The organism is Victivallis sp. Marseille-Q1083, from assembly GCF_903645315.1.
In the GTDB taxonomy this organism is placed as follows: Bacteria; Verrucomicrobiota; Lentisphaeria; order Victivallales; family Victivallaceae; genus UMGS1518.
Map to the genome: position 1 here is coordinate 3,059,993 of NZ_CAHJXL010000001.1, position 22,158 is coordinate 3,082,150.

The window sequence follows — 22,158 nt, forward strand, 5'->3', positions numbered from 1 at the left end:
GCCCGGTTTATTCGCCGCGGCCGGAGGCTTGACATAAAATGAAAAAATTCGCTGCCGGTCATTGAAAATAAGCGGGAAAAGAAGTATTATTGCACGATAATACTCAACGACGGGGGCGATGATGAAATGGTCTGGCGGAATTTGGGTCGGAATCGGCGTGTTCGGATTACTGCTGCAGTTGCCGCTGGCAGCCGGTTCGGTTTTTGAGGAGCAGATGGCCGATAGCGTCGCCTGGGGCGGCGATGAAAATGCGTTGGTGGCGAATGAAACGCTCGACGGCCGGCCGGTTTTGAAGTTCACTTTGCCGGGGCGGCGCCATTGTCAGTTCAACGGCAACGCCGTCGGCAAAAATGCGCTGAAGTTGGAAATCCAACGGCTCGATACCGATTTCTGGTTGACGATCCGGCTGGGCAGCCGGCCCTATTACGATTGTTTCAGCGCCATGGTGCCGATCGCCGGTGAAGGATGGCAGACGGTGATCGTTCCGTTCGAGCAATTCCTGCCGGGGTTCGATGTCGTCTACAGTTCGCCGTCGCCCCTGGCGCCGGAGGCGGTGATCCGCGGGAAAATCGGCGGCGCGATTCTGCCGCTGGAAGAACTCAATACCGTCACTTTCGGTTCCTACTGGCAGATCAGCCACCGCAATGAGCCGATCGCGCCGTATTCGTTCCTGGTCCGTAATATCGAACTGGCGGCGATCGGGGAAGGGGAACGCCCGGCCGGTGCGGTTGAGCCGGAACGCAGCCGGACGCTTGATGAAGTGGTGAAAAAAATGGCGGCCGGCGAGGCGGTGACCATCGATTGCATCGGCGATTCCATCACCGCCGGCACTTCGGTGGAGCAGCCGGAACGGAACGCCTATCCGAGTTTGCTGCAGGCGCAGTTGCGCCAAGCATTCGACAATGAGCAAATTGTCGTCCGGAATCTCGGTGTCGGCGGCGCTTTCAGCTTCGAGTTGCGGCTGTGGGCGCAACGCGATTTGACCGAGTTTCCGGCCGATCTGGTGACGGTGATGGTCGGCTTCAACGACCGCATCTACAACGTCGACCGGGAAATTTACCGCCAGGCTATGCTCGATTACGTCGACCGGGTGCGGCATTCCGCCGCCGTGGCGCCGGCGCTGGTGCTGCTGACTCCGTCGCCGGGCTTGGGCGACCGTTATCATACCCAGGATGAGCTGGCTGAGGCGATCCGGACGATCGGCGTAGAGAAGCAACTGCCGGTCGTTGACGTTTCCGCCGCGTTCCAGGCTTTGCCGATGGAGGAATTCGAATCGTTGATGGCGGATTTCGCCCATCCGAACAAGCGCGGTCAGGCGCTGATCGCCGACCGGCTTGCCGCGCTGTTTCGGCAAGCCCGCTGATTGCGCTGATAAACGCCGGTCATCTCTTCCTGCCCAAAAAATATTCGCCCCCGACGCGTATCCGGCGCGGTTCAGCGGGCGGATGCCGCCGGCCGCTCCGGTGACGCCGGAATGATCTTTCCCGGCAATTCACCAGCCCGGATTTTTTCGAATAAAAAATGCTCCGGGACGTTTCCGCGTCGTCCGGAGCATTTCACTGGCGGATGGATCGATCAGGCTTTGACTGCCATCGGCGTCAATTCCTGCTGCAGCGCCGCATCCATCTCCGCAATTTTGGCGGTCTGCTGACGGCGGAATTCTTTCAGTTTGCCGGCCAGCTCGGCATCGCCGAGCGCCAGGATGGCGGCGGCGTACAGCGCGGCGTTTTTGCCGCCGGCTTTGCCGGCCGTAACGGTCGCCACCGGAATGCCCGGCGGCATCTGGACGGTCGCCAGCAAAGCGTCAAGCCCGTTGAAGGGCTCCGAGGCCACCGGAATGCCGATGACCGGCAGCGTCGTATGCGCGGCGATGACGCCGGCCAGATGTGCCGCCATACCGGCCGCACAGATGATCACCTGAATGCCGTTTGCCGCCGCCTGCGCCGCAAATTGCGCCGCGATTTCCGGCGTCCGGTGCGCTGACATCACCCGCGCCGTATAGGCGATGCCGAACTCTTCGAAAACCTGGAAAGCGCCCTGCAGAATCGGCAGGTCGCTTTTGCTGCCCATCAGCACGGCGATTTTTGCTTGCTTTTCCATGGGAATTTCCTTTAAAATGACGAGGCCGGACTGCCGGAGCGGTCCGGCGGGAACTCAGTGGCGTTCCTGCCGATTTTCCGGCAAAGTCATATCTTTGCCGTCGGCGACGGCTTCGCCGCCCGGCTGCCCGTCGAAATCATAGGAAATCAGTCCTTCGGCGATTTCCAGCAGCGCGACGTCCAGTTGATTGTCCGAGTCGCACTTGACCATCGGCCGGGCGCCCATCGATAGCTGTTTGGCCCGTTTGGCGGCGACGACCGATAAAATCTGCGGATCGACGATCTGCTTCTTGGCGCGGTCGAGATAACTGTTGTTCATGGTGTTTGCTCCTTCCACAAAAGTGATGGAAAACGGAACGTCCGTCCGGCTCGCAAGGGTTGGCCGGAGGACGCTCCTGTCAAAAAAGAATTAATATTCGATCACTTCACGATGACTGTCGATGACGCTGACGTCATCGCTCATCACCCGCAAATGACGCTTGGTGAATTCCGGTACCGCATCCAGGATGTAGCGTTCGGCCAGCACCACCCGTTCGGCGTCATGGCAGGCATCGCGCAGCATCAGCAGACCGACGAACACGTAGGTTTCCATGTCCACCAGATGGCGAGCCATCAGGTCGTGGTATTCCGGACAACGCTTGTCGGCGACGAATCTGACCGCTTCGAGATGCTTGGCGTAGAGTTCGCCGAGCATTTCCTTCAAGCGCGCCAGTTTGCCGGTATAGGGCAGCGCGAAGAGTTCGGCGATCCGTTTGTCGTTGTCGCGCTGAATGACTCCGCCGATGGCGGCGACGACCTGCAACTGTGTGGTGCCTTCGTAAATATTGGTGATGCGGGCATCGCGGTAGAACCGTTCGGCATTGAAGTCGCGCATATAACCGGTGCCGCCGTGAATCTGGATGCTGTCGTAAGCCACCTGATTGGCGATTTCGGTGGACAGCGCCTTGCACATCGGCGTCAACACCGCGGCAACGCGGTTGTAATATTTCTGGGCGGCGCGGTCCTCGGGGGAAACCGTCTCGCTGTGCTCGACCAGATGATTGTAGCCGTTGCGCAAATCGACGGCGCGGGTGGTTTCGTACAGCAGCGTGCGGGCCGCCAGGATCTTCGACTTCATCGAGCAGAGCATGTCATAAATCGCCGGGAACTGGTCGATGCTTTTCTTGAACTGTTCGCGCTCCGAAGCGTATTTGCGCGCTTCGCGGTAGGCTGCTTCGGCGACGCCGAGCGCCTGGGCGCTGATCGCGACGCGGGCGCCGTTCATCAGCGACATCACATAACGGGTCAGGCCGCGGCGGCGCTGGCCGCAGAGCTGCGCCGGCACATCGTTGTACTGCAGCTCGCAGGTGGCGACGCCGTGGATGCCGAGTTTGTTTTCAATGCGGCGGACGACCAGCTTCGGACCGGCTTCGCAGATGAACATCGACAGCCCGCGGCCGTCGGTGGTGTTGTCCTCGGAACGGGCCAGCACCAGATGCACCTGGGCACAGCCGTTGGTGATGAAGCGCTTCATGCCGTTCAGGTACCACTGACCGGTCTTGGGGTCCTGCCAGGCGCGCAGCCGGACCGATTGCAGATCCGACCCGGAATCCGGTTCGGTCAGGTCCATCGAGCCGTCGACTTCGCCGGTGGCGAAACGGGGCAGGAATTCCTGGCGCTGTTCTTCGCTGCCGAATTCGCAGATGGTTTCGGCGATGTCCTGCAATCCGAACAGGTTCTGCAAGCTGGCGTCGGCACGCGACACCATCTCGGTCATCATCGTGTAGATGGTCACCGGAAAATTCAGCCCGCCGTACTGGTGCGGCAGCATGACGCCCATGACATCGGCCTTGGCCAGGTCGGCGAGGTTCTGCCGGGTCAGCGGATGATAGGTCACGACGCCGTCGGCAAAATGCGGACCTTCCTGATCGACGGTGCGGGAGCGCGGTTCGATGTTGTCGCCGCAGATTTCACCGATGACATCGAGCAGCCGGCGGTAGTTGTCCATCGCGTCGGCATAATCGGTGGGAGCGGTTTCGAATTGCTCGGCGAACGTGTAATTCGCTTCGCGCAGTTTCACCGCTTCGGCCAGGTCGAGGTGGTCGAGCGTGAACTGAAGGTCGCGGTTGTCTTTGAAAAAGTTAGCCATTTTTTACATTATCTCCTTCGTCGCACTTACGCCTTGGCCTTGAAGGCTTTGATCATTTGCGGGATTACCGTGTTCAAATCGCCGACGATCGAGTAATGCGCCACCGAGAAGATCGGCGCATGCGGATCGGTGTTGATGGCGATGATCTTTTTGGACTCATCCATGCCGGCGCGGTGCTGGACCGAACCGGAGATGCCGCAGGCGATGTACAACTTCGGACGCACCGTCACTCCGGTCTGTCCGACCTGGTAGTCATGGCCGATCCAGCCGGCGTCGACGGCGGCGCGGGAAGCGCCGACTTCGCCGCCGAGCACGTCGGCGAGTTCGCGGATCAGCTTGAAATTCTCCTTGCTGCCGACGCCGTAGCCGCCGGCGACGATGATCTGGGCGCCTTTGAGGTCGACTTCCTTGTCCTCGCGAACCCGTTCCAGCACTTTGATGACGGTTTCGGCGTCGCTCAACTGGGCGGCGACTTTGACCAGCTTGCCTTTGCGCTTGAAGTCCGGCTCGGTCATCTTCATAACGCCTTCGCGGACGGTGACCATCTGCGGATCGTCCCAGGTGTTGACGATCGTGGCGATGATGTTGCCGCCGAAGGCCGGACGAATCTGCATAAGCTTGTTGGAGTAGAATTTCTTGTTGACTTTATCGTCGAAGTCGTCGATCTGCAGATTGGTGCAGTCGGCGGTCAGACCGGCGAGTTTTTCGGAGGCGACGCGCGGCGCCAGCTCGCGGCCTTTCAACGTCGCGCCGAACAGCAGGATGTTCGGTTTGTGGGCTTTGATCAAATCCATGATCACTTTGGCGTACGGCAGCACCGTGAACGGTTCGAGCCGGGCGTCTTCCACCAGCAGGACCGTATCGCAGCCGTAGGCGTACAGCGTGTCGACGCAGCCTTCGAGCTTGTCGCCCAGCAGCAGCGCCTCGACCTTCACGCCGAGTTTGTCGGCCAGTTCACGGCCTTTGCAGACCAGTTCCAGGCTGACGTCGGCGATCTTGCCGCCTTCCTGTTCGATAAAAACCCAGACATTTCCAATTTTTTCAGCCATGTCAATCACCCTAAAGTATGGTCAGCAATGAGTTCGTGCATCAAGGCATTGATGCCTTCGACGGTCGGCTCGACCGACTTGGCTTCCCCGGCGGTCAGCACGACGCTTTGAATGTTTTTCACCTTGGTCGGCGAACCGGCCAGACCGGTGCGCTGCAGATCCGCCTGGACATCGGCGGCGGACCACTCGTGGATCAGCAGATTTTTGGCCTTGAGCTTTTCCAGCTCGGCTTCCAGCGCGCTGGCGTCGGTATAAGCGTTGTCGGCGTGCTCCTTCATCAGCTCCGAGGCGGTCCGGGCACGTTTGTATTTCATAATTTTGCGTCCGGCCATCGGGCGCGGTTCATTGGCGTCGATGACTGTCAGCAGCACCGGCAGTTGACAGGAGAGAATTTCATAGCCGCCTTCAATCGCCCGGCGGGCGACGATCCTGTCGCCGTTCAGCTCCTTGACCTCTTCGACGTAGCAGATTTGCGGGATTTTGAGTTTTTCCGCCAACTGGGGGCCGACCTGGGCGGTATCGCCGTCGATTGCCTGGCGGCCGCAGAGAATCAAATCGAATTTACCGAGTTTGCAGGCGCAGGCGCTCAACGCATAGCTGGTCGCCAGCGTATCGGCGCCGGCGAAGGCCCGGTCTGTCAACAGATAACACTCGTCGGCGCCGCGGAACAGCGCGTTGCGCAATACTTCGACTGCCGCCGGCGGCCCCATCGTCGCGACGATGACTTTGGCGCCGTAACGATCCTTGAGCTGCAGCGCCAGTTCCAGCGCGTTCAGGTCCTCCGGATTGAAAATCGCCGGAAGCGCGGCCCGGTTCACCGTCCCATCCGGCTTCATGGCATCGCCGGTGATGTTCTGGGTATCCGGAACCTGTTTGACAAACACGAGTATGGTGTAACTCACAGTTTCGACTCCCTTATTTGGTTAAATATGGCTATGATTGAATTCGCAAATTAACTCACACTATAGCACAATCCGGCAAAATTCATAGCCCGGTCGCCGATTTTTTGCGAAGTTTTACCGGAACCACTTGGGAATGCCGCGGGCTCTTAACCGTTTGACCACCAATTCACGGCGTCGCAAAATGGTGTCCGCGTCGGCGGCGAGTCCGCGGTCCCGGTAGGGGACGCCGGCGGTGGAGCCGAGGATGATGTTCCACTCCTTGTCGCTCAACGGCGGCAGCGGCCCCCGGCGGGCAGCCAGCGTGCCGCCGCGTCTGCGGCCGAACGGAGTGGTTTCGCCGACGGCGAGGCCGGCGCGGTGCAGCGCGCCGCGCAACGGGTAGGCGCTGCAGTAGGTGACGATCCGGCCGTCGGCGGCGAGATGTGTTTTCAATTGGCGGATGAAGTCGTAGCTCCACAGTTCCGGGTTGACGTCGGGAGAGAAGCCGTCCATGAAGATCAGGTCGAAAACACCGGACAATTGCCGGATTTGCCGGCGGGCGTCGCCGAACAGCAGGTGCAGGGCGGCAAACCGCCCCTGCCAATATTGCCGTCGTTCCAGCGCCTTCAGAATTTCCCCTTCCCGGCTGTCGGCCGGATACAGCGGCAAAGCGGCGGCCAGCACCCGGCGGTCATTTTCCAGTGAAACGATGTCCAGCCGGCCTGTCCCGGCCTGTTCGGCGGCGGCCAGTGCGGTGAATGCGTTGACGCCGAGGCCGAAACCGATGTCCAGCAGCCGGAGACTCCGGCCCTGCTGCAATTGTTCCGGCAGGTTTACGGCCTCGATGAATTTCTTTTCCGCTTCGCTTCTGGCGCCGGCCAGCGAATGAAAATGCTGCCGGTAACGGGGATGGTACAAGGTGTAGCTGCCGTCCCCGGTGGCGACTTTCGGAAATAATTCCGGCGATTCCCGGGCGAATTCCCGGCGGAAGAATTCGAGGAACTGTCCTTTGCTCATCCACCATTTCGGCGCGATCAGCGCATCGGAAGCCGCGTCGCCGGTCAGGCGCATGACGATGCGTCCTTCCGGTTGGCGCCGCAGGAAATCGGCGGCGGCGGCGGCATATTCATATTCGTTGAGCAGACGAAGCTGCGTCCTGCGGCCCGGATCGCCGTACCAGGCGGCCAGCGGGCTGTTCTTCAATACCATCAACTGATGCAGTTTGACCGCCTGGAACGGCAGTTCGGCCAGCAATTCGGCACTCCGGCTCCACATCTCCGGCGTTTCCTGCGGCAAGCCGAGGATCAGGTGCGCCGCCGTCCGGAGCTGCCGTTCGGCCAGGCGCTGCGCCGCCAGTCTGACGGCGGCGAAATCGTGGCCGCGGCGGATCAACTGCAGCGTCCGGTCGTGGCAGGATTGGACGCCGAGTTCGACCCAGACTTCATAGCGCCGGTTGAGTTCGGCAAGGTAATCGAGCACCGGTTCGGGCAGGGCGTCCGGCCGGGTGGCGATGATGACCAGCCGGAAATCGGCCTGAGCGAGCACGGTTTCATAGTAACTGCGCAGTTGTTCCACCGGAGCATACGTGTTGGTGAACGACTGGAAATAGGCGATGTAAGGCGGTTCGGCCCGGTAGCGCTGCCGGGCGAAAGCGATGCCGCGGGCGACTTGTTCCGGCAGTTGCAGCTGGCGGGCCAGGTGGCGGGCCCGGCTGCCGTCGGCGGCGCAGAACAGACAGCCGCCGCGCAGTTCCCGGTCCCGGTTCGGGCAGCCGAGCGCAAGATCGACCGGAATCCGGTAGAGCGGCTTGCCGTACCGGCCGGTCAGGTAGTCTTTGAAAAAAATCAGTTTCTTCATGTCTGGAATGTAACGATGCGGCCGAGGAAGAGAATCATTCCGGTGGCATTGTCGATGATGGCATAAAGGAACGGCCGGTCAAGGCGGAGCGTAAGAGGCGGCGGCTCCGGCCTCGGAACGCTGCCGGTCCACATCCCAATCGCGGTGGCGGCGGTTGCTTCGCTGCCCCGTTCATCGACTTCGAGGAACACTTTCTGCTTGATCAGGCCGATATAGAGCGGAAAAGCGTCGGTGATGCCGGAGAAGTCGGCTTTGCCGGGCGTGAATACGTCGTCCAGGCCGAGCGCTTTCAATGGCGGTATCAAATTCATCTCGCTGGTCAGTTTGAATTTCGGCAGGAAGAGGTCGATCTTCTGCTGGGAGAGTTGTTGGAGAACCTTTGCCCATTCCTCGGCGGAAAGCAATTGTTCCAGGGTTTCCAGTGAGCTATCCGGCTCCGGCAGCAGGAACAGCATGGAAAGGTCGCCGGGACGGTAATTCAATTGAATGGCCTGACCGTACGGCAGTTTCGCGTAGCGGTAATTGGCGGTTTGCCGCATGAACGGCACCGGCGTGCTGGTGCCGTCCGCCTGATGGAATTCTTCCGGCCGGGTGAAATGTCTGTCGAACGGCGATTCCCAGCGTCCGAGGAAATAAACGCAGTTCAACAATACCATGTAAGCGTTTTTGACATCGTCCGTATCGACGATTTTGGTGATTCGGCCATGCGTTCCTTCAGCGGCGGCGGCATTGATACGGGTGACGGCATCGGCCGGGCGGCGCAAAAAATCCACCAATTCGAATTGCGGCGCGAAAAACTGCTCGATTTTCCGCCGGTAATCCGCCCGCGGCGGGATGTCTTCCTGCAGGAAAATTGCCGAGAGGAACTCCAAAGTGACGTCTTCCTTCTCCGCCGTCCGGGCGAACCGTTGCTGTAATGCGGCAAAAGCGGTCTCCGGGCGGTCCGGATAGTTCAGCGCCGTCTGGAGTTCGGCCGCGCTGCCGCTGTCGGCTCCGAGGTAGGGCATGGCCATCAGGCAGGAGATGGAATAAGGCGAAAAACAAAAATTGTTCTTGACCCCGGCCAGTTCCCGGTAGAGTCGGAAAGCGAACGCGGTATTGCCCTCGACCAATTCCGCCGTTTCGGTTTTTACCGCCGGTTCGGCCGGACTGGCGTCGCCGGGCGGCAGCCAGATCGCCGCCGCCAACAGGAAAATTGCCAAAAGTTTCATTTTTTATTTCCTGATTCGATAAAATTATTTTTGCTTAATTTCCGAATCTGATCGCGCAGTGTCGCCGCCCGTTCGAATTCCAGCGCTTCGGCGGCGGAGAGCATTTCGCCTTCCAGTTCCAGGATGAGTTCCTGAAGCTCTTCGCCGGTCAGGCTGCCGCCGTCCGCCGCCGCCGGCACGACGCCGTCCAAAATGGCCCGGGCGGCATCGGCGTTGCCGAATTTTTTCTTCGATTCCTGGCCGTTGGCGACGACATCGGCGATGCTGGCCAGTTTGTCTTTGACGATGGTTTTGGGAGTGATGCGGTGTTGCCGGTTGTATTCCTCCTGGCGGGCGCGGCGGGCCTGGCTGCCGTCGATCAGGGCCTGCATGCTCGGGGTGATATGGTCGCCGTAGAGGATGACCCGTCCGTTGACATTCCGCGCCGCCCGGCCGGCCACCTGGATGAGCGAACGCTCCGAACGCAGGAAGCCTTCTTTGTCGGCGTCGAGGATGGCGACCAGCGCCACTTCCGGCAGGTCGATGCCTTCGCGCAGCAGATTGATGCCGATCAGGCAGTCGAAATCGCCTTCCCGCAATTTGGCCAGCACCCGGACCCGTTCCAGCGCGTCGAGTTCCGAATGCAGGTAGCTGGTTTTCAAGCCGAGCTCGCTCAGGTAATCGGCCAGCCGTTCGGAACTCTTTTTGGTCAGCGTGGTGACCAGTACCCGTTCGTGTTTGGCGGCGGCGGCGCGGATTTCGGCCATGACGTCGTCGACCTGGCCCTCCAGCGGCCGCACTTCGATCAGCGGGTCGAGCAGGCCGGTCGGCCGGATGATCTGTTCGATGACGCCGCCGGAGTGCTCCAGCTCATACGGGCCGGGAGTCGCCGACACGAAAACGATGTCATTGGTCAATTTTTCGAATTCATCGAATTTCAACGGCCGGTTTTCGAGCGCCGAAGGCAGCCGGAAGCCGTGGTCGATCAACGTCTGCTTGCGGCTGCGGTCGGCCTTGTACATGCCCTGCACCTGCGGCAGCGTCACATGCGATTCGTCGATGACCGTCACCAGGTCGGGCGGAAAGAAGTCGAACAGGCAGTAGGGCCGGCTGCCCGGCCGGCGTTTGGCCAGGTGCATCGAGTAATTCTCGATGCCGCTGCAATAGCCGATCTCCTGCATCATTTCAAGGTCGTAATTAACCCGCTGGTAGATGCGCTGGGCTTCGACCAGCAGCCCGTTGTTTTCAAAAAAACGAACCCGCTCCTTCATCTCCCGGCGGATGGCGTCGGAAGCCTCTTCGATCCGGTGGGCCGGCAGCACGAAGTGCTTGCAGGGGAAAAAAGTGATTTTATTCGGCCGGGTTTTCAGCTGGCCGCTGACGGCGTCGTGGCGGGAAATGCTTTCCACCTCATTGCCCCAGAAATTGATCCGGATGAAATCATCGCGTTGCGGTTCATGAATTTCCACCGCGTCGCCGCGCACCCGGAACTGGCCGGCTTCCGGCGCCGTATCGTTGCGTTCATACTGGATGTCGATCAGCCGGTGCAGCATTGCGTTGCGTTCGAGTTGGTCGCCGACCCGGACGGTGACGCACATGTCGGCATAATCGTCCGGCGAGCCCAGGCCGTAGATGCAGGAGACGCTGGCGACGACGATGACATCGCGCCGCTCGACCAGCGAAGCGGTGGCCGACAGGCGCAATTTTTCGATGCTGTCGTTGATGCTGGCGTCTTTGGCGATGTAAGTGTCGGTCTGCGGAATGTAGGATTCCGGCAGGTAGTAATCGTAATAGCTGATGAAATATTCGACGGCGTTTTCCGGGAAGAAACCCTTGAATTCACTGTACAACTGGGCGGCCAGCGTCTTGTTGTGCGACAAGATCAGCACCGGCCGCTCCAGCTTGGCGATGACATTGGCCAGCGTGAAGGTTTTGCCGGAGCCGGTGACGCCGAGCAGCGTTTGATAACGTTTTTTGGCGGCAAAGCCCTGCAGCAGCGCTTCAATCGCCTGCGGCTGGTCGCCGGAGGGACGGTAGGAAGATTGTAATTTGAATAGTGCCATGATGAAAGACAATTTAATGTTGCAGGGCGGAATTGTCAACCTTCGTCCGGGCCGTTTCCGGCAATTTGAGCGGTCTTGGAAGTTGATTGATGCCGTACAGGGCCAGCAGGCAGCCGAGCGGCAGCAGCGGCAGCCGGAAACGCCAGTCCAGATTGCCGAGCGGCAGCAGCATGAAATAACCGCACGACAGCAGCACCGCGATCACCAGCGTCCACTGTTTTTGCCGGCAGAGCCGCCAGAAGCCGTAACCGGTCAGCAGCCAGAGCAGGCCGTACCAGGGCAGGTAGAGGACGGTCAGCACGGTCGCCGGCAGGTTGCCGGCGAAATAGTGGCGGATTGCCGCGAACAGTCCCTGCCGGCGCAGAATATCCAGCGTGCCGCGGTTGCCGGCAGCGATTTGCAGCCGTTCCAGCAGCGGCGTGATGTCCGGCTGGAAAAAATCGATCAGATTGCACGGCAGCCACCGCAGGAAGCCGGATAGATTTTCCAGAATGAGTTGCCGGCCGAGTTGTCCGGCCAGCCGGCTGCGGAGGAATGTGTCCGGTTCGGCCGGCAGCCTGGCGTCCAGTTCGCGGCGCACCTGGTCGAAAGGGTGGCCGTCCCGGACCGACAGGTAGCTGCCGGCCTTGTAAAACAGCAGATAATAGCCGCCATGCGAAGAAAATTCGAAATGGCCGTAATGGAGGTAGTTGCGCCAGCTCCAGGCCAGCGGCAGCGAATTGGCCGCCAGGACGAACCACAGCAGCGCCAGCCAGCGGCGGCGGGTCAGGGCGTGCCGCCATTGCCACAGCAGAAAAAGTGTCGCCGGGATGAAGAAGAACATGGCCGCCGGGCGGCAGCAGCTAGCTGCTGCCAGGGACAGGCCAGCTCCTGCTGGCCTGTCCCTGGCTATTAAAAACAACATCAGGGAGAAGAAAAACAGGAAGGGAATTTCGGACAACGGCACTGCCGTGCAGGCCAGGAAACCGGCGCTGCCGCCCAGGAAAAAGACGACGAACCGGCGGTAACGCAAACGAAAATAGTTCGCCAGTCGCAAGATCAGAAAGGTGATGCCCCAGGCGGACAGCAGATTCAGCCAGAGATAGCTGCCGAACAAGGCCAGCAGCATCGGAACGCCCGGCGCCCGCCAGCCATCGGGAACCGCCGCCGGATAATCGAACTGACCGGTATTGCGCAGTGTTTCGGCCAGCACCAGGTAATCGCCGCAGTCAGGGAAGGGGGCGTAATGAATGCCGCCGGCCAATGCGACGAGAAATCCGGCCAGCGGCGGCAGGCAGGACCAGAGAATATCAGGCAGGAGAACTTTGAATTTCATCGACGGCGGCTTGGAATGATGCCGAAAAAAATATGGTCTTTTCCCGACCGGCGGCGCCGGCCGGAAAAAGACGGCAAAAGCTCTGGCGAAGGAAGAACCCGGCAAGGCGCCTTCTTTCAAGAAGGTTTTCCCGCCCGCGTCCTTCCTTTGCCGGCCGGCTCAGGCGTCCGCCAGGGCGACGACGCCGGGCAGGGCCTTGCCTTCGAGGAATTCGAGGGACGCGCCGCCGCCGGTGGAGATGTGCGACATCTTGTCGGCCAAACCGCTCTGGTTGACCGCCGCGACGGAGTCGCCGCCGCCGATGATGCTGATGCAGTCGCAGTCGGCCACCGCTTTGCAGACGGCCATCGTGCCGGCGGCGAAGTTCGGCATTTCAAAACAGCCCATCGGACCGTTCCAGACTACCGTCTTGGCCTTGGCGATTTCAGCCGCGTACAGTTTGATGGTTTCCGGACCGATATCGAGCGCCATGTAGCCGTCGTCGATATCGTCGCCGACGATTTTGGTATCGGCCTCGTTGTCGAATTTGTCGGCGATCTTGTTGTCGACCGGCAGCAGGAATTTGACGCCTTTGCGCTTGGCCAGCTCCAGCGTTTCCCTGGCGGTGTCGAGCAATTCGTCCTCACAGAGCGAATTGCCGATGTTGTGGCCCAGCGCCTTGAGGAAAGTGTAGGCCATGCCGCCGCCGATCAGGATGGTATCGACCTTTTCCATCAGCGACTTCAGCACTTCGAGTTTGCCGGAAACCTTGGCGCCGCCGATGATGGCGACGAACGGCCGGGCCGGATTGGCTACCGCTTTGCCAAGGTATTGCAGCTCCTTGTCCATCAGGAAGCCGGCGACGCAGTTGGCTTTGTCCATGAATTCGGTGATCACCGCCGTCGAAGCGTGGGCGCGGTGGGCGGTGCCGAAGGCGTCGTTGACGTAAACGTCGCCGAGTTTGGCCAGTTCCTTGGCGAATCCGCGCAGCGCGGCTTTGTCTTCATCGGTCTTGGCCTTGAGGTCCTCCTCCTTGTGGAAGCGGGTGTTCTCGCAAACCATCACGTCGCCGGCTTTCAGCGCCTTGGAGGCGGCGACCGCTTCCTCGCCGATGCAGTCGTTGACGAATTTCACCGGCTTGCCGAGCAGCTTGGCCAGGTAGTCGGCGGTCGGTTTCAGCGTGAATTCCGGATTGGCCTGACCTTTCGGACGGCCGAGGTGGGACAGCAGCACCAGCGATGCGCCATGCGAGAGGATGTATTCGATCGTCGGCAGCGCGGCGCGGATTCGGGTGTCGTCGGCAACTTTGCCGTCTTTCAGCGGGACGTTGAAATCGACGCGCATGACGACGCGCTTGCCGTTCAGATCGATATCCTTGACCGTTTTTTTGTTCAGATTCATGATAAAAACTCCTCAACTGTATGTTGTTTGGAAAACAAAACCCGAAGAAACCGTAAAGTCATGCCGGTTCTTCGGGTTCAAAAGCGATCACGCTTGATTCATCAGGATTTGACAGTTTCCGAAGAATGGCTGCCAATACCCCGGCTTACAGAGAAGCCATATAGGTGATCAGGTCAACAACCTTGTTGGAGTAACCCCACTCGTTGTCGTACCAGGAAACAACCTTGACGAAGTTGCCGTTCAACGCGATACCGGCCTTGGCGTCGAAGATGGACGTCCGGGCGTCACCGGTGAAATCGGTCGAAACGACGGCGTCTTCGGTGTAACCGAGGATGCCTTTGAGTTCGCCTTCGCTGGCAGCTTTCATCGCCGCGCAGATTTGTTCATAGCTGGCTTCCTTGGCCAGGCGGCAGGTCAAATCGACGACCGAAACGTCCGGAGTCGGAACGCGGAAGGACATACCGGTCAGTTTGCCGTTCAGTTCCGGAATGACTTTGCCGACCGCTTTGGCCGCGCCGGTGCTGGACGGGATGATGTTGCCGAGGATGCCGCGGCCGCCGCGCCAATCCTTCTTGGACGGGCCGTCGACGGTCTTCTGGGTGGCGGTGGCGGCGTGAACGGTGGTCATCAAACCTTCGACGACACCGAAGCTGTCATTCAGAACCTTGGTGATCGGCGCCAGGCAGTTGGTCGTGCAGGACGCGTTGGAAACGATGTTCATGTCCTTGGTCAGCTTCTTGTTGTTGACGCCCATGACGAACATCGGGGTGTCGTCCTTGGACGGCGCGGACATGACGACCTTCTTGGCGCCGGCGGCCAGGTGGCCTTCGGCTTTTTCCTTGGTCAGGAAGAGACCGGTCGATTCAACGATGTAATCGGCGCCGACTTCACCCCATTTCAGGTTGGCCGGTTCTTTTTCGGCGGTGATGCGGATGGCCTTGCCGTTGACGACCAACTGGCCGTCCTTCACTTCGATCGTGCCGTCGAATTTGCCGTGGACGGAGTCGTATTTCAGCATATAGGCGATGTAGTCAACATCCAGCAGGTCGTTGATCGCGACCACCTGAACATCTTTGCGCGACTGCGCGGCGCGGAACACCAGACGGCCGATACGACCGAAACCGTTGATACCGATCTTAATCATTTTTCTCTATCCTTTTATGGTTAATGCTTTGACCTTCCGGTCATTTTTCGAGAATTTTCCGGCACTACCGCAAGGGCGGCGCAGCCTGGCCGCGCAGTAAAGAAACCTCTCCTTCCGGTTTGCGTAATATAACCTCGTATTGCGGAATTGTCAAAATTGATATTTCCCGAATCGATAAAAAAAGAACTATTTTGAAGGAATCGGTTTCCGTCTCCTTCGGAAAAGAGTGAAAATGTCCGGAATTTTCCAGAAATGGCCAGCTTGCCGCTTGCGAAAATATGGCGATCGGTTTACATTGCTTCCATCATGAATTTTTGAATGCAATGCGGGGGGCTTCCATATCGATGACGGAACTGGATTTTTCCAAGGGTGGCGGATTGATTCCGGCCATCGCGCAGGATTATTTGAGCAATGAAGTTCTGATGCTGGCTTATATCAATGCCGAAGCGTGGCAGGAGACGCTGCGGACCGGTTACGCTACTTATTTTTCCCGTTCGCGGAATCAGTTGTGGCGGAAGGGCGAACGCTCCGGCAATGTGCAGTTGATCCGGGAAATCCTGATCGATTGTGACGGCGACACGGTGATTTTCAAGGTGGAGCAGATCGGCGGCGCGGCCTGTCATACCGGCCACCGGAGCTGTTTTTACCGCCGGATTGCCGACGGCGCGGTGACGGAGGATGAGGAGCTGGTGTTTGAGCCGGAAAAGGTTTACGGCGGCGGCAAACCGCCCAAGGATGGGTTGAAATGAGAAATACCGAACTGAGTGCGATGATTACGGAGCTGGAGCGGCAGTTGCCGGAATTGCCGTTGAAATATATGGTTTCCTGGCGGGAGATTACCACGCTGGGCGTCGGAAGCGAGATTCCGGTGGTGGCGGAGCCGACCGACGACATCATGCTGGCGCGGCTGCTGGCCTTCTGCCGGGAGCGGACGCTGCCGGTGCTGTTGGTCGGCGGCGGTTCCAATCTGGTCGGTTGCGATGCGGAATTTGCCGGTATCGTCGTCCGGTTGCGGCAGAACGACTTCGTCCGGCTGCGTTTCGGGCGCAATCATGTGACGGTCGGCGGCGGCGTGCGGCTGGCCGATCTGGTCAACAGTTGCGCGCGGCACGGTTTCGGTGCGCTGGCGCCGCTGGTCGGGATTCCCGGCACGGTCGGGGGCGCGTTGCGGATGAATGCCGGAGCGCATGACGTGACGTTGAGTGAATTTGTCATCGAGCTGTTCGGCTGGCATCTGGACGGAACGCCGTGGACGGCGGTGCGGGAGGATATCCAGTGGCGTTATCGCGCCAGTTCGCTGCCGGAGGATGTGGTGATCACCGGCGCGATCCTCCGCCTGGATTCCGGCATCGACAAGGAGGCCGCCCGGAAGGTATCCTATTATCTGGATCTGCGGCGGCAGCACGAACCGCGCGGCCGCAGCGCCGGATGTGCGTTCCGGAATATCGCGCCGGACGAACCGGCCGGCCGGCTGATCGACCGCTGCGGCCTCAAAGGCGCCGTTTCCGGCGGTGCCGGAATCAGCGACAAGCATGCCAATTATCTGATGAACGGCGGAGAGGCCAGTGAGAACGATGTCGTCGAGCTGCTGTCCCGGGTGCGGCGGGAAGTGGCGGCGCAGACCGGTTTGTACCTGGTGCCGGAGTACTGTTTCGCCGATCCGGCCGCGTTGCGCCGGGTGCTTGCCGCGGCGATGCCGCCCCGGGTGGCGGTGTTGAAAGGCGGCGACAGCAGCGAACGGGAAGTGTCGCTGCGTTCCGGCGCGGCGGTGGCGCAGGCGCTGCGCAATGCCAATTATCCGGTGCGGGAAATCGATTTGAAGTCGTGCGAGGTACTGCCGGAGATGGCGGCCGCCGAGGTGATTTTTCCGGTATTGCACGGTGGTTTCGGAGAGGACGGCTCGTTGCAGGCCGTGCTGGAAGCGGCTCACCTGAATTTTGTCGGCAGCGGCAGCGCAGCCTGCCGGCTGGTGATGGACAAAATCGCCACCAAGCAATTGCTGGAGACGATGCAATTGCCGACGGCGCGCTGGGCGACCGTCAGCCGCGAACATCCGGAGTTTCCGGACGGTCTGCAGTTGCCGGTGATGATCAAAGCGCCATGGCAGGGATCGACGATCGGCATTGCCAAGGTGGAAAAAGCGGCCGACTGGGCGGCGGCGCTGGAAAAGATTTTCGTTTATGACGAGGTGTTGCTGGTCGAAGAGTTCATCGCCGGCAGCGAGATCACCGTGCCGGTCGTCAACGGCCGGGTGATGCCGGTGGTGGAGATCCAGAGTCCGCACGGTTTTTACGATTACGATGCGAAATATGTTTATCAGAACGGCAAAACGAACTATTTCTGTCCGCCCCGGACCATCTCGGAGCGGACCCAGCGCGAAGCGTCCGCCGCGGCGTTGAAATTCTACGTAGCGGCCGGTTGCCGGGACTTGTTGCGGGTGGATTTCATGGTGGACGCTGCCGGAAACAGCTTTATGCTGGAAGGCAACGCGCTGCCGGGCTTCACGGCGACCAGCCTGGTGCCGAAAGCGGCGCAGGTGGCCGGCATGTCCTTCGAAAGGCTGTGCGCGTCGCTGGTCCAAGCGGCGCGGCAGCGGGCGTGAAGGACGCCGGGGCAGCCGGATGGGCGGCTCGGAAAAATCGATCGGTTCGGCCGGAAGGCCATTGCATTTTCAAATTTCGCAAGGTATGGTAGCGGATACGGATATTTGGAACCGAGGGACGGGTACGGGTGAACATTCTTGGAATTTCTGCCTATTATCATGATTCGGCAGCCGCTTTGCTTTGCGACGGCGTCGTCGTTGCGGCGGCCCAGGAGGAGCGTTTTTCTCGGCGCAAACAGGATGCGTCGTTTCCGTCGCGGGCGGTGGATTTTTGTCTGAAACAGGCCGGGCTTGCGGTCAGTGAGCTGGATTATGTCGTCTTCTACGAGAAACCGCTGCAGAAATTCGACCGACTGCTGGAAACTTACCTGGCCTTTGCGCCGCGCGGTTTCGCCTCGTTCAGCCGGGCGATACCGCAGTGGCTGAAGCAGAAGCTTTTTCTGCGCCGTGATATCCGGCACCGGCTGGGCCGGGATTTCCGGGGGAAATTGCTGTTTACGGAGCATCATCAGTCGCATGCGGCCTCGGCGTTTTATCCGTCGCCGTTTGAGCGGGCGGCGGTTTTGACGGTGGACGGGGTCGGCGAGTGGGCGACTGCCAGCATCGGCGTCGGAAACGGCCGCCGGCTGGAATTGTATGAACAGATGAATTTTCCGCATTCGCTTGGCTTGTTGTATTCCGCCTTTACCGGTTATTGCGGTTTCCGGGTCAATTCCGGCGAATACAAGCTGATGGGGCTGGCGCCTTACGGCCGGCCGGTGTATGCCGGGCTGATCCGGGAAAAATTGGTGCGGATTTTCGATGACGGTTCGATTCAACTGAATCTGAAATATTTCAACTACTGTACCGGTCTGACGATGACTTCACCTGCCTTTGACCGTCTGTTCGGCGGCCCGGCCCGGCGGCCCGAATCGCCGTTGACCGGACGAGAAATGGATCTGGCCGCGTCGATTCAATCGGTTACGGAAGAGATCATCCTGAAGATGGCGCGCCATGTCCGGCGGTTGACCGGAGAGGAGAACTTGTGTCTTGCCGGCGGCGTGGCACTGAACTGTTCCGCCAACGGCCGGTTGGCGCGGGAAAAAATCTTCGAGCGGATTTGGATACAGCCGGCTTCCGGCGATGCCGGCGGCGCGCTGGGGGCCGCTTGGTTTGTCTGGCATCAACTGCTCGGCCGGGAGCGGGTAACGACCGGCGGCGATCGCCAGCAGGGATCCTTGCTCGGTCCGGCCTACTCGGCGGCGGAGATCGGCGCTTTGCTGAAGCGGCGGCAAATGGTTTATGAAGAATTCGATTCCGAACCGGCTTTGCTGGCCGCTTGCGCCGCATTGCTCCGGGAAGAGAAGGTGGTCGGCTGGTTTCAGGGACGTATGGAATTCGGGCCGCGGGCCTTGGGGTGCCGCAGCATTCTGGGCGACCCGCGCAGCGAGAAAATGCAGGCGCAGATGAATTTGAAAATCAAATTCCGCGAATCTTTCCGGCCGTTTGCTCCGTCGGTTCTGGCGGAACGCGCTGCCGAATATTTCGATTTTGCCGGCGAATCTCCCTATATGCTGATGGTGGCGCCGCTGGCGGCAAACCACCGGCGCAAATTGACGGCGGCGGAAGAGGCGGTGATGGGCGATGACCCGGATCTGAACCGCCGGCTTCAAATCAGGCGTTCCGATTTGCCGGCGGTCACTCATATCGATTATTCAGCCCGGCTGCAGACGGTGGATGAAACGCGTCACGGCCGTTACCGGCGGCTGCTCGAAGCATTCGCCGGTTTGACCGGTTGTCCGGTGCTGATCAATACCAGTTTCAATATCCGGGGAGAGCCGATCGTCAACACGCCGGAGGAGGCGCTCCACTGTTTTTTGAATACCGACATGGATGTGCTGGTGCTGGAAAATTTCCTGCTGCGCAAGGAGCGGCAGCAGGTCCGGGCCGACAGCGTCGCTTACCGGCGGGAATTCCGATTGGATTAGGAGCCGCAAGTATGATCAATCCGTTTGAAGAAATCAACTGGCGCCCGGATCGTGCCGCCCTGCGGCGGTTCCGCTGGACTTTGTTGGTTGCCGTGCTGGCGATCGCCGTAATCTTATGGGCGGTCGGCCGGCTTTCATCCGCTGGCGCGCTGCGGGTCGGGCTGGCGGGAGCCGCCGTGTTCGCGGTGAGTTGGCTGCCGCTGGCGGGGCGGGGAATCTATCTGGCCTGTTATGCGGTCGGCGGCGCGATCGGGCTGGCGGTATCCAATTTTCTGCTGCTGCTGTTCTTTTTCGGCATGTTTACTCCGGCGGCGTTGATCGGCCGCTGGCGGGGCCGTGATGTCCTCCGCCTGAAAAATTCGAAGCTGGACAGCAATTGGCGGCCAACTGTGAAAATTGCCGATCTGAAGCGATATTTCAAACAATTCTGAAGGGCATTATGAAACAGGAGAAACAGCACTCTTCCGGCGATGAGTTTGAGCGGTTGGAACATCATGGAACAGTAGTCGGCGAACTTTGGGAACTGATCCGGGAAAACAAGAAGTACTGGCTGATTCCGCTGCTCGTCATCCTGTTGCTGCTGGGCTTGCTGATTTTTCTCGGCAGCACGGGAGCCGGGCCGTTTCTTTACACCTTGTTTTGAATGGACGAATCATGACGTGGCCTGAGAGTGTCAGCCGGCGGCTTGCTGTTGGGGCGGCATTGACGGCGATCGCCGGGGGGATGGCGGGTTGGCAGACGCCGTTCAGCGGAATCGTTTTGATGCTCGATGCCGCGCTGGCGGCGCTGCTGGTCGGGCTGTCGGTGCGCCGGATTCGCTGGCTGCGGCTGGCCGCCTTCAATCTGTTGCCGATTTTTCTGTTTCTGGCGGTGGTTGAAACGGTGCTTTTACGGCCCGATCGGGTGGTGTCGAAAGCGTTCGGTGACGCGATGACCCGGCCGGACCGGTCGCTCGGCTATTTCGGCGTGCCGGACGCTTCCGGCGGCCTGCGGCTTGTGATGGATGACGCGGTGCTGGCCGAAGGACATTATCATACCGATGCCGTGGGCCGCCGGCGGACGCCGGAAGGCGATTGGCCGTCCGTCGCCGTGCTCGGCTGCTCGATGGCGTTCGGGCAATTGCTGGACGATGCGGCGACGTTGCCGTGGCGTCTCGGCGAATTGAGCGGCCGGCGGGTATTCAATCTGGCCGTGCCCGGTTACGGCGCCCATGAACCGTTGGCGATGCTCGAGGATGACGGGCGCTGGCGTGAGCTTACCGATGCGGCGCCGGTCGAATTGGTGTTGTATCTGGCGATCGACGACCATGTCAAGCGGACCGCGTTGCTGGCGCCGTGGGAACCGCTGTACGCGCCGCATTATCGAATTGCCGGGGATTCGTTGGTGCGCGGCGGTGTTGCCGGTCGCCTGCTCGGTTTCAAATTGCTTGGGCGGCTGTTGCCGAATACCACTTTATTCATCCGCAAGGCGCTGTTCAGCCGCGGCCGCAACGTGGACGACCGGCGGGCCTTGCGGCTTTACCTGGCGGTTGTGGAGGCGATGCGGAAACGGGTGGAAGCCGCCGGTGCCCGTTTTGTCGTGCTGTTTTACGATTCGACACCGGAGTCGACTGTTCTGATTGAGGCGTTGCGTCGTCAGGGGGAGACGGTTGTTCTGGTCAGTTCGTTATTGGCTGAACCGCTGGATAATTGCCGCTACGTGATTCCGTACGATTCCCATCCGGCCGCCGGCGTCTGGCGGGAGGCGGTACCGCATCTGCTGGAACGACTGGCGCTGTCTCCCGGGCGGGCAGATGAAGCCGGCCGCGAGGAGTGCGCCGGAGGGCTGGGGCGGACGGAATGAAGAAAAAGCGCAAAAAAGCCGGTAAGCGCATTTGCTTTTTTGCCGTTTTCATGTATTTTAAACGACATCACATCGAAGGTGTGATTATTGCGCCCATAGCTCAGTTGGTAGAGCAAATGACTCTTAATCATTGGGTCCTGGGTTCGAGTCCCCGTGGGCGCACCATTATAAAGTATTCCGCCATAAGCGGTTAAGTGCAGTGGCAGACGTAAAAGTCTGCCATTTTTTTATATTGTCAGCCGCCATTATTTGCCATTTTCCGGTTTATTATTTTTTAAGTTACCTGAAATGACCTGAAATATCGAACTTTAACGATGCGTAACCTCTGTTTTTTTCTTAAAAATTTCTTTTTTTATCTTCGCGGATATTCCCTGATTTTCTTGTATTTTTGCGCCACCAAAAGGCATAAATACGCAATTTTATATCATGAAATTTTATAATTTTAGAATCGAACCAAAAAAAATCAGCCGCCATTATTTGCAATTTTGCCTTTAAATTCTTAATTACAAACATATTGTGCAGGATTTTTTATTTGATTCCTTGCTCAAACCCACTTTTCGCGATACTGTGATGGTTGTCCTTTAGCCTGAATATTGCGTAAATTTTCAAAAACAAAGAGGCAGATTCTCGACTAATATATT

At 59.5% G+C, this 22,158-nt stretch carries 18 protein-coding genes and 1 tRNA gene; 8 read left to right on the top strand and 11 right to left on the bottom strand.

From position 1 onward, the window contains the following. Window positions 1-118 precede the first annotated feature (118 nt). Window positions 119-1,363, top strand: a complete 1,245-nt coding sequence (locus HWX74_RS12585; RefSeq protein WP_176013876.1) for an SGNH/GDSL hydrolase family protein — start codon at window positions 119-121, stop codon at window positions 1,361-1,363. A 212-nt stretch (window positions 1,364-1,575) separates the two neighbouring features. On the opposite strand, the gene purE is transcribed toward HWX74_RS12585, so the two are convergent. The 11 genes from purE to gap all read right to left on the bottom strand — a co-directional run bounded on the left by purE (window position 1,576) and on the right by gap (window position 15,106). Continuing rightward, window positions 1,576-2,100 (bottom strand): 5-(carboxyamino)imidazole ribonucleotide mutase, encoded by a 525-nt coding sequence (gene purE / locus HWX74_RS12590; protein ID WP_176013877.1) that lies wholly within the window; start codon window positions 2,098-2,100, stop codon window positions 1,576-1,578. Between the two features lie 54 nt (window positions 2,101-2,154). Continuing rightward, entirely contained in the window at window positions 2,155-2,418 is a 264-nt protein-coding gene (gene rpoZ, locus HWX74_RS12595; protein ID WP_176013878.1) for a DNA-directed RNA polymerase subunit omega, read from the bottom strand. 90 nt (window positions 2,419-2,508) lie between these two features. After that, on the bottom strand, window positions 2,509-4,227 hold the full coding sequence (locus HWX74_RS12600) for an acyl-CoA dehydrogenase family protein (RefSeq protein WP_176013879.1): 1,719 nt from the start codon (window positions 4,225-4,227) through the stop codon (window positions 2,509-2,511). Between the two features lie 26 nt (window positions 4,228-4,253). Beyond that, window positions 4,254-5,264, bottom strand: coding sequence for an electron transfer flavoprotein subunit alpha/FixB family protein (locus HWX74_RS12605; RefSeq protein ID WP_176014596.1), 1,011 nt, complete (start codon window positions 5,262-5,264; stop codon window positions 4,254-4,256). A 17-nt stretch (window positions 5,265-5,281) separates the two neighbouring features. Continuing rightward, window positions 5,282-6,178, bottom strand: a complete 897-nt coding sequence (locus tag HWX74_RS12610; protein ID WP_176013880.1) for an electron transfer flavoprotein subunit beta/FixA family protein — start codon at window positions 6,176-6,178, stop codon at window positions 5,282-5,284. 114 nt (window positions 6,179-6,292) lie between these two features. After that, window positions 6,293-8,014, bottom strand: a complete 1,722-nt coding sequence (locus tag HWX74_RS12615; RefSeq protein ID WP_176013881.1) for a TIGR01212 family radical SAM protein — start codon at window positions 8,012-8,014, stop codon at window positions 6,293-6,295. After that, complete coding sequence (locus HWX74_RS12620) at window positions 8,011-9,225, bottom strand: serpin family protein (RefSeq protein WP_176013882.1); 1,215 nt, start codon at window positions 9,223-9,225, stop codon at window positions 8,011-8,013. The genes HWX74_RS12615 and HWX74_RS12620 overlap by 4 nt, the downstream gene beginning before the upstream one ends. Next, window positions 9,222-11,270, bottom strand: coding sequence for an excinuclease ABC subunit UvrB (gene uvrB, locus HWX74_RS12625; protein WP_176014597.1), 2,049 nt, complete (start codon window positions 11,268-11,270; stop codon window positions 9,222-9,224). The genes HWX74_RS12620 and uvrB overlap by 4 nt, the downstream gene beginning before the upstream one ends. Window positions 11,271-11,280: 10 nt before the next feature. Beyond that, window positions 11,281-12,582: a hypothetical protein gene (locus tag HWX74_RS12630; protein WP_176013883.1), complete on the bottom strand. Its 1,302-nt coding sequence runs from the start codon at window positions 12,580-12,582 to the stop codon at window positions 11,281-11,283. A 159-nt stretch (window positions 12,583-12,741) separates the two neighbouring features. Further along, on the bottom strand, window positions 12,742-13,956 hold the full coding sequence (gene pgk / locus HWX74_RS12635) for a phosphoglycerate kinase (protein ID WP_176014598.1): 1,215 nt from the start codon (window positions 13,954-13,956) through the stop codon (window positions 12,742-12,744). 151 nt (window positions 13,957-14,107) lie between these two features. Further along, a complete protein-coding gene (gene gap / locus HWX74_RS12640; protein WP_176013884.1) occupies window positions 14,108-15,106 on the bottom strand; it encodes a type I glyceraldehyde-3-phosphate dehydrogenase in 999 nt (332 codons plus the stop codon). Between the two features lie 344 nt (window positions 15,107-15,450). Between gap and hisI the strand changes: the two genes are divergently transcribed. From hisI to HWX74_RS12675, 7 genes are all read left to right on the top strand, one after another. After that, window positions 15,451-15,855: a phosphoribosyl-AMP cyclohydrolase gene (hisI, locus tag HWX74_RS12645; RefSeq protein ID WP_176013885.1), complete on the top strand. Its 405-nt coding sequence runs from the start codon at window positions 15,451-15,453 to the stop codon at window positions 15,853-15,855. After that, entirely contained in the window at window positions 15,852-17,708 is a 1,857-nt protein-coding gene (locus HWX74_RS12650) for a D-alanine--D-alanine ligase (protein WP_176013886.1), read from the top strand. The genes hisI and HWX74_RS12650 overlap by 4 nt, the downstream gene beginning before the upstream one ends. A 128-nt stretch (window positions 17,709-17,836) precedes the next feature. Beyond that, the gene (locus HWX74_RS12655) at window positions 17,837-19,675 is read left to right on the top strand and encodes a carbamoyltransferase (protein ID WP_176013887.1); all 1,839 of its coding nucleotides are present in this window, start codon (window positions 17,837-17,839) and stop codon (window positions 19,673-19,675) included. 11 nt (window positions 19,676-19,686) lie between these two features. Continuing rightward, window positions 19,687-20,106: a hypothetical protein gene (locus HWX74_RS12660; RefSeq protein ID WP_176013888.1), complete on the top strand. Its 420-nt coding sequence runs from the start codon at window positions 19,687-19,689 to the stop codon at window positions 20,104-20,106. Window positions 20,107-20,114: 8 nt separating this feature from the next. Next, complete coding sequence (locus HWX74_RS12665; protein ID WP_176011560.1) at window positions 20,115-20,318, top strand: DUF5989 family protein; 204 nt, start codon at window positions 20,115-20,117, stop codon at window positions 20,316-20,318. An 11-nt stretch (window positions 20,319-20,329) separates the two neighbouring features. Continuing rightward, window positions 20,330-21,517: a hypothetical protein gene (locus HWX74_RS12670; RefSeq protein WP_176013889.1), complete on the top strand. Its 1,188-nt coding sequence runs from the start codon at window positions 20,330-20,332 to the stop codon at window positions 21,515-21,517. An 89-nt stretch (window positions 21,518-21,606) separates the two neighbouring features. Then, window positions 21,607-21,682, top strand: a tRNA-Lys gene (locus HWX74_RS12675). Window positions 21,683-22,158 lie beyond the last annotated feature (476 nt).